The 12,653-nt window shown below is 70.1% G+C and carries 12 protein-coding genes; 4 read left to right on the top strand and 8 right to left on the bottom strand.

Going from position 1 to position 12,653, the window contains the following annotated elements:
• From ACFZCP_RS30340 to eccE, 3 genes are all read right to left on the bottom strand, one after another.
• On the bottom strand, positions 1 to 1,981 hold a 1,981-nt coding region (locus ACFZCP_RS30340; RefSeq protein WP_391432970.1), incomplete at its 3' end, for an SCO5717 family growth-regulating ATPase.
• A 300-nt stretch (positions 1,982 to 2,281) separates the two neighbouring features.
• On the bottom strand, positions 2,282 to 3,046 hold the full coding sequence (locus ACFZCP_RS30335) for a hypothetical protein (RefSeq protein WP_391432967.1): 765 nt from the start codon (positions 3,044 to 3,046) through the stop codon (positions 2,282 to 2,284).
• On the bottom strand, positions 3,046 to 4,416 hold the full coding sequence (gene eccE / locus ACFZCP_RS30330; RefSeq protein WP_391432964.1) for a type VII secretion protein EccE: 1,371 nt from the start codon (positions 4,414 to 4,416) through the stop codon (positions 3,046 to 3,048). Before eccE ends, ACFZCP_RS30335 begins: the two co-directional genes overlap by 1 nt.
• A 207-nt stretch (positions 4,417 to 4,623) precedes the next feature.
• Here eccE and eccB point away from each other — a divergent pair, with 207 nt between their 5' ends.
• From eccB to ACFZCP_RS30315, 3 genes are all read left to right on the top strand, one after another.
• Entirely contained in the window at positions 4,624 to 6,147 is a 1,524-nt protein-coding gene (eccB, locus tag ACFZCP_RS30325; protein WP_391432961.1) for a type VII secretion protein EccB, read from the top strand.
• 22 nt (positions 6,148 to 6,169) lie between these two features.
• A complete protein-coding gene (gene mycP / locus ACFZCP_RS30320) occupies positions 6,170 to 7,450 on the top strand; it encodes a type VII secretion-associated serine protease mycosin (RefSeq protein ID WP_391432958.1) in 1,281 nt (426 codons plus the stop codon).
• Positions 7,451 to 7,606: 156 nt separating this feature from the next.
• Complete coding sequence (locus tag ACFZCP_RS30315) at positions 7,607 to 7,822, top strand: hypothetical protein (RefSeq protein WP_391432956.1); 216 nt, start codon at positions 7,607 to 7,609, stop codon at positions 7,820 to 7,822.
• A gap of 2 nt (positions 7,823 to 7,824) precedes the next feature.
• On the opposite strand, the gene ACFZCP_RS30310 is transcribed toward ACFZCP_RS30315, so the two are convergent.
• From ACFZCP_RS30310 to ACFZCP_RS30290, 5 genes are all read right to left on the bottom strand, one after another.
• On the bottom strand, positions 7,825 to 8,337 hold the full coding sequence (locus ACFZCP_RS30310) for a hypothetical protein (protein WP_391432953.1): 513 nt from the start codon (positions 8,335 to 8,337) through the stop codon (positions 7,825 to 7,827).
• 61 nt (positions 8,338 to 8,398) lie between these two features.
• Positions 8,399 to 8,896: a hypothetical protein gene (locus ACFZCP_RS30305; protein ID WP_391432951.1), complete on the bottom strand. Its 498-nt coding sequence runs from the start codon at positions 8,894 to 8,896 to the stop codon at positions 8,399 to 8,401.
• An 80-nt stretch (positions 8,897 to 8,976) separates the two neighbouring features.
• Positions 8,977 to 10,302, bottom strand: a complete 1,326-nt coding sequence (locus ACFZCP_RS30300) for a hypothetical protein (protein WP_391432948.1) — start codon at positions 10,300 to 10,302, stop codon at positions 8,977 to 8,979.
• Between the two features lie 87 nt (positions 10,303 to 10,389).
• Positions 10,390 to 10,776: a hypothetical protein gene (locus ACFZCP_RS30295; RefSeq protein WP_391432945.1), complete on the bottom strand. Its 387-nt coding sequence runs from the start codon at positions 10,774 to 10,776 to the stop codon at positions 10,390 to 10,392.
• A gap of 187 nt (positions 10,777 to 10,963) precedes the next feature.
• On the bottom strand, positions 10,964 to 11,320 hold the full coding sequence (locus tag ACFZCP_RS30290; RefSeq protein ID WP_391432942.1) for a DUF4333 domain-containing protein: 357 nt from the start codon (positions 11,318 to 11,320) through the stop codon (positions 10,964 to 10,966).
• Positions 11,321 to 12,204: 884 nt separating this feature from the next.
• On the opposite strand from ACFZCP_RS30290, the gene ACFZCP_RS30285 reads away from it, so the two are divergent.
• Positions 12,205 to 12,651, top strand: a complete 447-nt coding sequence (locus tag ACFZCP_RS30285) for a hypothetical protein (protein WP_391432939.1) — start codon at positions 12,205 to 12,207, stop codon at positions 12,649 to 12,651.
• Positions 12,652 to 12,653 lie beyond the last annotated feature (2 nt).

Raw genomic sequence — 12,653 nt, 5'->3', positions numbered from 1 at the left:
TGCCGGGCGGCGGGAAGCCGTAGCCGGGCGGCGGGGTGGGACCGCTCGGGCCCGGCTGCGGTGCCGCTGTCGGCGCTGGTGCCGGTGCGCCGGACTGGTCGGCCGTGGGGCCGGGGACGCCGGGGCCGGGGATGCCGGGCACGCCAGGGGCGTAGGGCCGGCCGGGCTGCGGCACGCCCTGCGCGGGCGCGGGAGCCGGCGGCGTGGGAGCGCCCGGCTGGTTCCAGGCGGCGGGCGCGGGCTGCGGTGCCTGCGGCTGGAACGGCTGCTGCTGCCCGGGCACGCCCGCGGGACCCTGCGCGGCGGCCGGCTGCGGCTGACCGGGCATCGGCCCCGGCTGCTGCGGCGCGCCCTGCGCGGGCCACTGAGCCGCGGGGGCGGGGGCGGCGGGCTGGTACGACGGCGGCAGCGGGGGCAGCCCGTTCTGCCCCGCGGGCGGGGGAGCCCAGGCGGGCGGTGCGTCCTGCGGGGCGGCGGTGACGGCAGGCGTGACGTCCTGCGGGGCGGCGGGGACAGCAGGCGTCGCGTTCTGGGGTGCGCCGTCCTGCGGCGCGACGCCCTGAGGCGCACCGCCCTCAGCGGCGCCGTCCTGCGGTACGGCGTTCTCGGGCGCACCGTCCTGCGCCATGGCGTTCGCGGGCGCCGACGCGCCGGACTCGGCGTCTGAGGCCCCGCCGTCCGAGGACGACGCGGCAGACGTGGCCTCGGCAGTCACGGCAACGGCATCGGAGGCTTCGGGAGCCACGGGGGCAACCTCACCATCGGCTGCCCCGGCTGTCCCGGCCGCATCGGCTCCGGACTCCTTGACCGCCTGGGCGGACGCGGAGGAGTCAGCGAACTCGTCCGCCTCGCCGGACCCGTTGGACCCAGTGAACTCGGTGGATTCGCTGGACTCGGCGGACCCTGCCGTATCGACACCCGTCTCCGCGACACCCGTCTCCCCGGCATCCAGGGGCGCGGCATCCGAGCTCGGGGCATCCGGAGCCGCGACGGCCGAGCCCTCGGCGCCGTCCTTCTCGGCATCCTGCGTGGAGGCCGCCGCGACGTCGTCCGCCGCGGATGCTTCGGGGCCCGTCGCCGCCTCGGCCTCGTCGTCCCGGGCAGTCTCTGCGAAAGCCTCGTTTCCGGACCCGGCGGCCTTCTGCTCGGCAGCCGCGCGCTCCGCGATCTCGGCCATCTCACGCTTCAGGGCGACGGCGGAGAAGCGCATGGTCGCCCCGCTCTCCAGGTCCCCGTTGCCCGACTCCGGTACGACCGCGGCGGACGGAGCGGGAGCCGCGGGCTGGGACGGCTCGGCCTGCGGCGGCTGAACCGGCTGTTGCTGGGGCTGTGACTGCTGTTGCGGCTGCTGGTACTGCTGCGGCTGCTGGTACTGCTGGGGCTCGAACCCCGCGGGCAGCCTGGGCACCGGGCCCGGATCCCCGGTGGGCGGAGGCGGCGTGCCAGGACCGGCAACCGGAGCCTGCGGAGCGTAGGGTACGCCCGGCGCGGGCGGGTAGGGCGCCGGGGGAGCGGACGGTACCTGCGAGGCGTACGGCGCCGCGGGCGCCGGCGTACCGGCCGACGGGGTCGCCTGTGCCGGCGGAGGCGGCCCTTGAAGGGGAGCCCCCGAGGGGAACGGCGGATACGGCGAGGCCCCTGTATCCCCCGGAGCGCCGGGGACGCCGGGACCACCCGGAACGCCGGGACTTCCCGGAACCCCGGGACCTCCCGAGGTGCCGAAAGCTATCGAGCCGGAGTCGCCCGCTCCGCCCGGACCGCCGGAACCACTCGCCCCGCCCGGACCGGCAGAGCCGCCCGCACCCGAACCGCCCTCGGTACCGGAGCCGCCCGACGTCCCGGACGCGTTCTGCGTGTACCAGGCGGGCGGCGCGTAGTCGATGGTGAACTCGCCGGTGGTGTCGAAGGCCGATTCCGCGTCGGGCTGGTCATCGCCGGGTGTGGCCCAGCCCCCGCGGATCCCGTCCCGATCGCTGCTCACAGTTCCTCCTGGTGTGGTCGAGCACCCTCATGCCGTGCCGGGGCGACCATGTCGTGTCGTTCACGTCGTCCGTAGTCGTTCGAGGCAGTCCGGTCCACCGGCCTTCCCCCTGGGCCGACGACGCCTGGTCCACGGGGTGTGGCATCGCGCCCGTTCCCAGCCTAATCACCACGGGGCACACCTCGGCAGCCCCGCCCACCTCTCGGCTCGCGCCCGACGGCGACGGCCGCGAACAAACGTCGAACAATCCCCACAGGAGTAACGAGCAAGTGTCGAACAAATGGGACGAGACAGGTCAGTTCAGTCCATCCGTCGTGGCGTACCCAACAATCCGATCTCAGCGTCGGTGGGTTGGGTCATCACGTACTGCCGGTCCCGGTCGGTGCACCACAGGGTGACACCGTCGGGAAGCGCGGGCAGCGATTCCACCTCGGTGCGGGACAGCCCCATGGTGCGCCCCAGTTCCGCAGCCTCGTCGGGCGAGACCCGCTGGATACCGGCGAGCCGCGCCTGGCGCAGCAGCCGGGGGGCGACCGGGCTGAGATACGGGAGCAGGGTCAGCACGGACTGCCAGGGTCCCGACACCACGCGCCCGCGCGGTGGCCGCATACCGCAGTCCCGCACCACGAGCACGGGCGTACCGGCCGAGGCGCCCTGCGGGGGAACCCGCCCCACCTCGTACACGGCGAGACCGTTCTGGCCGCCGCCCATGGCGTGCACCATCTGCATCCAGGCCTGCGGCCGCCCCGTCTCCACGGCGACCCGCGCCCCCGTGGCCGCCGTCCGCAGCGCCAGCACCTGAGCCGTCCACAGCCCGCCGATCAGCACGACGTCGTACGGGGTGGGCCGGTTGATGCCCAGCACGGCCGGCTGCCCTTCGGCATCGACGCCGGCGACCACGCCGTCGTCCCCGATGGGCAAGGACAGCGCATCGGCCTGGTCCGCGGACAGTGCATGCCGCGGATGGCGGGGGCCGAGCAGGCCGAAGCCCGTGCGCAGTCGTGCGCCAAGCCCCGGCGTCGGCGGGGTCGTGCCCGACGGGGCGGGCGATGTCGTCACGGCCATCAGCGTGCTCCTCCGAGCGGAAGGGTGGCCAGGACGCCGGGGAGTTGCTCACGGTCCAGCCGCGCGAGCCCGGTCCGCGCCTGCCGCGCCGCCTGCTCCAGATCGCGCCGTGCGTCGGTCAACTCCTGTTTGCTGCGCCCGGTGATCCGTACGTGGCCGGTGATGGACACGTCCTGCTGCGCCCCCCTGGCCAGCGTCAGGCTGAAGGTCGTCGCCAGCGCGGGTACCGTCGTCAGCTGCGCCACCAACTGCGCCAGCGAACCGCCGGATCCGCCCAGCTGAGGCCAACGGCGCACCCAGTACGTGGTGTGACGGCGGTTGTCGCAACGCCAGCTGCGGCTGGACTCCTCGGTACGGCGCTGCGGCGCCTCGCCACGCCCGCTCTGGGACGCCTGGGCGGTCACCATCGGGTTGGCGCACGCGGAGGTGGCGATGGCGGCGGTCAGCTCCTCCTCGGTGAGCACGCTCGCCTGGAACCCTGCGCCGGTCAGACGGCTCGACAGGTGCTCGGACGCGCGCGCCAGACACTTCTGGGCTCCCAGCAGACCACCGCCGCGCGCGGCCACCGCCTCCGGGCACAGCTCGGGATCGAGCTTCAGCGCTATCCACGTGATGCGCACCGCAGGGGAGCCCGTCTGGGCCTGCAACGGGGCGTAGTTGCTGACCACGACCGACTGCTGAGGCAGGTGCAGCGCCGGCGCGGGCTGCGTGTGCACCACGATCTGCGCCGACTCCAGCCGGATCCCGTCGACTTCGAGGACGTCCCGCACGAGGGCCACCGGCAGCGGCCTGCGCATGCGCTCCGCGCGCAACGCGTCCGCGTCCGACTCCACCTGGAGCACCGCGGTGAGGAATCCACCATCGCCCACCATGCCGATGGGCCGCTGGTCGCGGTCGTCGCCACGGGTGTAGCTGGAGGTGCGCAGGGCCGGGTCGCACTCCACGGCAGGCGCGAGTCCGGAATCGGTTCCCGGCGGGACCTGTGTGTTCGCAGCTCGCTGTCTGCGGGCCCGCAGTGCCAGCAGGGTGCCGAGCCATTCCGGCAGAGAGCGCCCCCGGCGTCGTACGACGGCGAGCACCACAAGCACCGCGGAGAGCGCGATGGCGGTGATCAGCGCGACCATCCCCACGAGCCACCCGCAGACCACGAGCGCACCCGCGATCTCCAGCAGCACCAGCCGCTGTACCGCGAATGAACCGCCGCGCCCCGAGCGGGACACCAGATGCGGCGCGAAAGCCCCCTGGGAAGGCGTGGACGTCTGCCGGGCGTCCGACGGGGAGGAAGAAGAGCCGCGGGTACCCGACCGGCCTGCGCCACCCGGACGTGATCTCGATTGCGATCGCGACCGGGCCCGCGTTGCGGAAGCCATCACTGCCAAAACCCCCGAACTCTCCCGAAAACCCTAGCGCTCCGGTCCCTGCAAGCCCTGAGCACCCTACCCGTGCCACAAGCACGTCCGCGCAACAGGCATAGTAGGGGCCGGGTCTGACAGTTGAGGCACCAGAGGCAACCAAGGGCGGGGGACGGATCTTCACAGGTCCCCCACAGCTCCGCAACGGGGAGAGAGCGGACACAGATGGCATCACGGCGGGACGAACTCAACGCCTACACCTTCGCGAAGCGCCGTACGCTCGCGTCATTCCTGCAGCCCTCACCCTCCGGCTCGGAGGAGGGTGCCCCCAAGCCGCTGAGTGCATTGGTGCCCGGCCTCGTCGTCGGCGCCGTGGTCCTCGCGGTGTTCGGCGCGGTCGGCATGTTCAGCCCGACGGCGCCCAAGGGCTGGGACAAACCGGAAGAGCACGTCATCGTCGCCAGCAAGTCCACGACGCGTTACGTCGTGCTGAAGACGGGCAAGCAGACGCAACTGCACCCGGTCCTCAACATGGCCTCCGCCAAGCTCCTCCTGGACCCCAACAAGGCCAGCGTCATCACCGTCGACGAGAAGGTTCTCGACAGCGGAAAGCCCCCGCACGGCGCCACCATCGGCATCCCCTACGCCCCCGACCGTCTGCCCTCCTCGGACGAGGCTTCGGCAGCCAAGCGCTGGGCGGTCTGTGAACGTCCCGGTGACGGCGGGCGGGCCATCCAGAAGGCGGCGTTCGTCCTCGCGAAGAAGGAATGGGCCAAGACGGAGGGGTCCGACAAGCTCACCCGCGGCGACCTGATGTACGTCGTCGGCCCGGACGGCAAGACGCAGTACGTCGTCGACGCGCAGGGCACGGCGTACCGGATCGGGAACCCGCGCGACAAGGAACTGCTCAAGGCTCTCGACACCCAGGGCCGCGACCCGCAGCGCGTCTCCCAGGAGTGGCTGGACACCCTGCACAAGGGCGCCGACGTCTCGATCCCACCGATCCAGGGCACGCCCGGCGGGAAGGCCGGCGCGGGCAGTCTGCTGGGGCAGTACGACAAGGTCGGCGAGGTCCTCAAGGCCCTGGACGGCCAGACCATGCGGTACTACGTCGTACTCAAGGGCGAGGTGGCCCGCATCTCGGAGTTCACGGCCACCCTCCTGCTCAACAGCGGACAGCTCGTGGACGTCGGCCAGGCCGGTGAGGCACAGCAGGTCAGCCCCGCGGCGGTCGCCGACGCTGGCACCTTCGACGGCAGCAGGAACTGGCCCACGTACAAGCCGAACACGGTGAACGACGGATCCAGCGCCACCAGCGGCCGCAACACCGTGTGCAACGTCCTGAACTCGGTCGGCGCCAAGGGCCGGACCACCTTGTCGACCTGGGTGGGCAAGGACTTCCCCGCCCAGCTGCCCACGGGCTCCTCCAGCGGCTACGTCACGCCCGGTTCCGGCCAGCTCTACCGGCAGTTCCAAGGCACGGAGACCACGGTCGGCGGCACCTTCCTGGTCACCGACACGGGCCTGCGCTATGCCCTCCAGTCCAACAGCGACAGCGACAAGGACAACGAGGACATCGGCGCCTCCGCGCAGAAGAGCAAGGAGGAGCTTCAGGAGGCGAAGATCGCCCAGACCCATCTCGGCTACGAGAAGGTGACTCCCACCCCCATCCCCGTGGAGTGGTCGACGTTTCTGCCGACGGGCCCGCGTCTGTCGGAGGCGGCCGCGCGGACGCCTCAAGGCTCGTAGCGGCGGGGCGGAGGAGAACGCAATGACGCTGAAGGCAAGGATGCCGCGGCCGAAGGCTGCGGGCACGATGGCCAGAGCGACGGTCCTGGCCGCCGCGGTGGCCCTCACCGCGACGACCACGGTGATCGCCCTGCCCGCAGTCCGGGCCCACGCGGACGAGGGCGAGTGCACGTTCCCGTCGAAGCTGTACACGGGCAGGCCCTGGGCGCTGCAACGCGTCAACCTGGACGAGCTGTGGGCGCTGTCGACGGGCAAGGGTGTCCAGGTGGCCGTGATCGACACCGGGGTCGACGTCAAGAACCGGCAGCTCACCAAGGCCATCGACGCGTCGAAGGGCGAGAACCTGCTGCCCGACAAGAACAACAAGGGCGAGAAGATCGACCGCGGCAACAAGTCGGGCACCACGGACACGGTCGGCCACGGCACGCGCGTGGCGGGCATCATCGGGGCCCGCCCCATGAAGGGAACGGGCTTCGTCGGGCTGGCCCCGGACGCGACGATCATCCCGATCAAGCAGAACGATGCCGAGGGCGACGGTACGGCGGACAAGCTGGCCCAGGGGATTCGCGATGCGGTCGACAAGGGCGCGGACGTCATCAACATCTCCCAGGACACGGCCAACGCGGTCGTGGGCGGCCAGAGGCTCCAGGAGGCCGTCAACTACGCTCTGCACAACGAGGTCGTGGTGGTGGCTTCGGCCGGCAACGACGGCCTGGGCGGAAACGTCAAGCTGACCTACCCGGCGGCGTACAAGGGTGTCCTGGCCGTCGCCGCGTCCGACCGCAACAACGAACGGGCGCCTTTTTCACAGTCGCAGGACACGGTGGGCGTCGCCGCACCCGGCGTCGACATGATCTCCACAGTTCCCGGTGGCGGCCACTGCTCGGACAACGGCACGAGCTTTTCGGCCCCCTATGTTGCGGGTGTGGCGGCCCTGTTGAAGGCCAAGTACCCCAAATGGACGGCCCAGGAGGTCGTCGCCCAGATCGAACAGACCGCGGAACGCTCGATCCCGGGAAACGACCGGCTGGTGGGCTGGGGCGTGGTCGACCCGGTGAAGGCCCTGACGGACGTGGATCCGGAGCATCCCGTCCAGTCCCCGAAACCCGAGGGCGGGGTGTCCAGGGCCGAGGCCCCCTCGGTCACGCCTCTGCACTTCGGTGAGACGGCGGAGGAACGGGACAGCCGTATGGCCACCTACGTGGTCGTGGGCGGCCTGGTCCTGGTGGCGGGACTGGGTGGTACGGCGGTGGCGGTTCGGGACGCGCGGCGCAGGCGCGGACGGAGCCTCGGCGCCGGCTGATGGACGCTCTGACCGAGCGGAACAACTGAGCCTGATTCTCTGCGCCGTCCCTCTCGCCCTGGTGTGCGTGAAGGCGGACCGGGTGCGCGCCTGGCGATCGCGCATCAGTCCCGACAACGTGGTCGGGAACGGCGGCGGCGACGCCCGCAGAACGGCGTGACCGCCACCGCGGCTGACGGCAACAAGGCCGACGACGCGTACGTCACCGTCACGGCGGACGGCGCGGATGCCGCGTTCTGCCAGCCCATCAAGCGCACCCGCTCCAGGAAGGACGACTACACCCCGCCGGTTGTCAGCGGTGGTGAGGGGTCACTGACGTATCGGGGATACAGGCGTGCTGTGACGATGCAGCAGGGGGAGTGCGGCGGCTGATCTCACAGCTTGCCGAAGACCACACCTCGCCAGGTCCAGCCGGACTTGAGGACGGCGTTGCGCAGCGGCTCGCGCAGCTGGGCGCTGTCGAAGCGGAAGGTCTCCGTCGTCTCGAGGCGACCGCTTTCTCCACGTCCGATGGTCCACCGGCGGCTGACGGTCCGGCTCGGCCCGCGCGAGTACTCCGACGTCATCTGGAGGCTCGTCGGAGTCCCGACCCGGCTGACCTCCCACTGCTCCTCGAGAGCGCGCACCTCGTGCTCCTTGTGGTCCAGCCGCATCCGGATCCGCACAGCGTGACTGATCTGCGACTGGACGAAGGTGTGCTGCCAGGCGGGCTCCGTCAACCGCCACTCCGCCAGCAGGTCGCACTGCTCACCGCCGCCGTAACGGACTACATAGGGAACATCGGGCTGATTGAGTTCGAGCAGCGCCGCCCGCAGTTCCTCCCCCGGGACCGGCGAAACCCCCTCCGGTGGGTGCTGGCTGCCGGTCAGTCTGTCGAAGAGTCCCATGGAGCCAACCTACGAAGGATGGGGTCGGCGGCACAAGCTCTCGCCGACTCCGCGGAAACCGCTACGGTGTCGCCCCGTCGCCCGCACGGACGGTGCGCACCAAGTCCTGAAAGTCGTCCAGGAGGGCGGGATGCTGCGACGTGGTGGAGGTGAACATCAGCCGGATCACCACCCGCCGGTGCGGATCATCGACGTCGAGCACGGACAGGTATGCCTGCGACTGGACGAGGTCATGGCTCTTCCCTCCGGTGACGACCGAGAAGGCCAGGGTCTGTGTGAGGCCTGGTGCATCCACGGAGCCGGCCTCACGGCGGTCGGTGACCATGACGGACGCGACGGCCTCGGCCATGTGCCTCACCGACTCGTCGGCGATCTCGGGCAGGGTCGCCGCGTCGGGGCGGTACTCACCGTCGACGGTGATGTTCGCGGTGAAGCCGGCGTCCGCCGGCAGATGGACTGCGACGAACGCCGCGCCCGGCGCGCCGACCTCGTCCGGAGGGGCGGCTCGCCAGCCTTGCGGCACATCGAACTGGATCGGGATCGGCAGGGTCGTCGACATCGCGGTGTTTCCTTCCTACGGCGGCGCACCCCTGGCGGTGGGCCATGTGAGTGCCGATTCACAGCACGTCGGTGGTGGGTTCAGAACACGCTGCTGAACGCATGCCCGATGGAGCTCACGCCATCACCCACAGCGCCGGCCAGGTCGCCCGCGGTGTGGGCGACCTTTTCCGGGTCGACGCTGAAGTGGACGCCCACTTCACCGCCGACGGCGGGGGAGAGGCCCACTTTCGTGCTGAACTCCCACACGCCTTCGTTGTTCTTGCCGAAGTCCAGGTTCGCCTCGGCGCCGGGGCCTGCCCAACCCTCGCCGGAGAAGCCCGCCGAGACTCCTCCGACGTCCGCACCGATGTCGCCACCGCCCTTGGCGCCCGCGAAGGCCTCGCCTCCCACGTGCACACCCTCTTTGCCCACGCCCGCGTTGACGTTGGCCTCGGCGCCCGCCATGCCTTCGGCCTTCCCGGTGACGCCGACCGGGCCGACATTGACGCTGCCCTCCGCCGAGCCCTCACCCCCCGCGAAGGCGCTCGCGTCTCCTTCGAGGCCGTCCTTGGAGACGCCGCCCTCGGCGGAGACCTTGGCGCCTGCGTAGGCCTCGGCCTTTCCGTCGAGTTTCCACGGCCCCCGGGTGAGCGAGCCCTCGGCACTCGCGCTGCCCAGGTCGGCGTGGGCCTCCGCCTCGCCGAGTTTGCCGGACCCGAAGTCCGGCCCTTCCGCACTCGCCCCGGCGCCGGGGCCCGACGTCTCGGTCTTGCCCTCGGACTTCCACCCGTCGGGTTTGGTCTGGGCGGCCTCGCGCTTGGCCTCGTCCTCGTACGTCTTCATGTCGCCGCGTGCGTGGCTGTTAAAGCCGGTGAGGGTGCCGTCGTTGACGTCCGAATCGATCACCACCCGGGTGAGGGCGTTCTGGACGTCGGCGTCGACGTCGCACACGTCCTTCACGAGGTGGTTGATCTCCGCCTGCCAGGAGGCGACGGCCTTGCCCACGGACTGCTGGTAGTCGGGGTCATGGTGCAGGGCGGTGCGTTCGCCGTCGCTCAGCTTCGTGGTGTCGTAGGAGACCACACCTCCCTCCGATACCGCCATGCCGGCCTTGACGGCGCCCGCCCGGGCAGACTCCAGCTTCTTGTGAAGACTCGTGAAGTCCGTGTGCGCCTCACGGAGCAGCGACGCCACAGCCTTGGCCTCCACCTGCGCGGCCTGGAACTGCTTGAGCGTGACATTGAAGCGTCCGCTTGCCGCGTCCGCACTCAACCCCGACCAACCCGGACCCAGGGTGATGCCGCATACATCCCGCTGGTAGGCGACCTCCTGCTTGTGGAACTCCTTCGCCATTCCGTCCCATTGCTCCGCGGCCGTCGTGAGCGCGGACAGATCGGTCTTCATGATCTCTTCATACGTCGGCATGGGTTCCCCGTTGTCATTGCGAAGCAGTCTGCGAGTTGAGGTGGTGGCCCGGGGCCGAACTGCGGGGCACCATCCGGTCGGAACCCGTCAGTATCCGTTGAGTACCGACACCGAGTTCGTGTTCGACTCGACCTGGAGGTCCGTCGTCTGCAGAGTGGTGTTGGCGCTGCGCAGCGCCGCCTTGTCCGAAGCGAGCATGTGCATCAGGTTCTTCACCTGATCACCCCAGCTGTCGTGCGCCTTCTTCAACGCCCCTGACGTGTGCCATCCGTCGCGAAAGGCCTTGACCGCGGTGTTGGTGTCCGTGTCCGCGTAGTCCCCGGCCTTGCGGGTGTCGGGCTCGATGTGCTGCTCGATAGCGTTGGCCGCGGTCTGCTTCTGGGCCGGCGTGGAAGCGAGTTTCTTCTGCCCTCCGGTCAGCCCCGGAGGCGCCGGGGAGCCTCCGACATCGCCCGGCACTTGGTTCAGTCGCATACCGACGGGCTGTGCCGTCGCGCCGCTTCCCGGTTCCGCCTCTGCCATCAGCCTTGCCTCCCGTGTCTGACGCTTTCCGGCGCCGGCCTGGCAGACGCCCCCGTGTGCAGTGGTCCGCTTGTACCGTAGCGTCTTCACGCCGTCGGTCACATGGTGGGTTTCCGACCCAACTGGCTGCAAATGCAGGTCAGTTCGGGGCCGGGGAGGCCTTGTCGTCGGCCTTGAAGTCGTAGTGGATCCGGCCTCCGCTGACCGAGGTGACCTTGACGGTCACACCCAAGGTGCTGCCGTCGTCGGCCGTGAGCGTGCAGCGCTCAGTGGTACCGACCTTGCCGGTGAGGTCCTCGGGGCACGTGATGTGCGGCTTCGCCCGACCCGTCTGCGCGGCGAGCTTCTCGGAGACCGTGCTCGCCAACTTGTCCGCGGACAGCTTCGGTGGCGTGGACTTCTTGACCTCGACGGAGGCTGAGCAGCCCAGGAGCAGAGTGCCGGCCGCCGCGACAGAGAGAATCGAAATGGCAGTGGTCGTCCTGGGTTTGGGCATTGCGTACTCCGTATCGGCTGATGGTGGAGGGAAGACCCGGAGAGCATACTTGGGCTGGTGCTACGGGCAAGGCGAAGGAAGCGCGGCCATTAGCGCTTGCGCCGAACTCCAAGTGCACGCCCTCTCCACGTTTTCTTCACCCCGGCCACCGTGGAGATCTTCATGATTCACTCGCGAGGGTGGACCGGTTGAAACACCGGGTGCGAAAAGCCCGTCTCGGCTGATCTTGGAATGGGGTCCGAACCCCTCAAGAAAGGCGCTGCCGGCACTCTGGAATGCCTTGCGCCGATCCGGAAGGTGGACCTGAGGGATCCGTCCGGGCAGGGGGTGATCTTCGCCTGGGAGATGTGCGGCGGCCGTCGCGCAGGTCGTGTGCTTCGCCGAGCGTGTGCCTGGCGCAAGCCTCCGCAAGTGACAGCGCCGAGCCACGCATCGCTTCGGACCGAGTCGGGGCGAGAGCCTCCGAGGGAGCCGAGGCGGGCTCACTTCCGGCGGCGAGTTCGGGGCAGGTTGGCGGTGCCGGCGGCGAGGGTTCGTGCGGTGTGGAGCCGGATCGCGATGCTGGTGTGCAAGTTCGATGAAGATCGCAAACGGTACGGCGCGGGCGGCCAAGCCGTGGCCGGGATGTGCCCATGCTTCCCCGGAGCCGTGCGCCTGAAGCTGACCGAACCCTCGCCACATGCTGCCATATCGGGCATAGAGCGCTCCCGGGTCTCGCGTCGTAACTGACTTAACACACGGCCAGGTTGGACCCGTTGTACAGGGTGACTACAGTGGTAAAAGCGTTGTGAGGCGCGGCTCGCTTTGCGATCGTACGGCGAGCGGGTGGTCGGTCCCGATCCGGTCGGGGCCGATGGATGTACGGGGAAACGGGGAGGAGCGTCGTGCTTCCGGCAGACATGGTGGGGGGCGTGTCGGCGACCAGGGCAGCGAACCTGGAGGCCAGCGGTGAGGCGCTGAGCGATTTCGCATCGAAGGTGGACACGGTCCTCGCGGACCTCGAGAAGTCCGCCGGCAACCCGACGAAGGTCAGTGCTCAGACGATCAGGGCCACATCTCTGACCTCTGGAGCGCCAAGCGTCTTCCCTGAGGCGCACGGTCTGTACAAGCAGTACGACCGGGTCCACGGGGAGCTGACGGCCCTGTCCAGGAGCCTGCATCTGCAGATCGAGGCGATCGGTATCGCGGTGCAAGGCGCGCGCGTCGGCTTCGACAAACTCGAAGAGGAGCAGCGCCAGCGGTTCTGGGCGATCCAGGGGCAGATCGGGAAGAGCGAGAGTGCTGAGGGTGACAAGCAGCGCACTGGTTCCGGCACGAAGATGAAGGCGTAGCG

The sequence above is a fragment of the Streptomyces sp. NPDC007971 genome, from assembly GCF_042958635.1.
In the GTDB taxonomy this organism is placed as follows: Bacteria; Actinomycetota; Actinomycetes; order Streptomycetales; family Streptomycetaceae; genus Streptomyces.
This window is presented reverse-complemented; position numbering and strand designations above follow the sequence as displayed.

What these genes read in the sequence shown, in the direction of transcription:
- ACFZCP_RS30335 (WP_391432967.1), bottom strand. Translation starts at nt 3,046, where the DNA reads ATGGCCGTGACGACATCGCCCGCCCCGTCGGGCACGACCCCGCCGACG.
- eccE (WP_391432964.1), bottom strand. Translation starts at nt 4,416, where the DNA reads ATGGCTTCCGCAACGCGGGCCCGGTCGCGATCGCAATCGAGATCACGT.
- eccB (WP_391432961.1), top strand. Translation starts at nt 4,624, where the DNA reads ATGGCATCACGGCGGGACGAACTCAACGCCTACACCTTCGCGAAGCGC.
- mycP (WP_391432958.1), top strand. Translation starts at nt 6,170, where the DNA reads ATGACGCTGAAGGCAAGGATGCCGCGGCCGAAGGCTGCGGGCACGATG.
- ACFZCP_RS30310 (WP_391432953.1), bottom strand. Translation starts at nt 8,337, where the DNA reads ATGGGACTCTTCGACAGACTGACCGGCAGCCAGCACCCACCGGAGGGG.
- ACFZCP_RS30305 (WP_391432951.1), bottom strand. Translation starts at nt 8,896, where the DNA reads ATGTCGACGACCCTGCCGATCCCGATCCAGTTCGATGTGCCGCAAGGC.
- ACFZCP_RS30300 (WP_391432948.1), bottom strand. Translation starts at nt 10,302, where the DNA reads ATGCCGACGTATGAAGAGATCATGAAGACCGATCTGTCCGCGCTCACG.
- ACFZCP_RS30295 (WP_391432945.1), bottom strand. Translation starts at nt 10,776, where the DNA reads ATGCGACTGAACCAAGTGCCGGGCGATGTCGGAGGCTCCCCGGCGCCT.
- ACFZCP_RS30290 (WP_391432942.1), bottom strand. Translation starts at nt 11,320, where the DNA reads ATGCCCAAACCCAGGACGACCACTGCCATTTCGATTCTCTCTGTCGCG.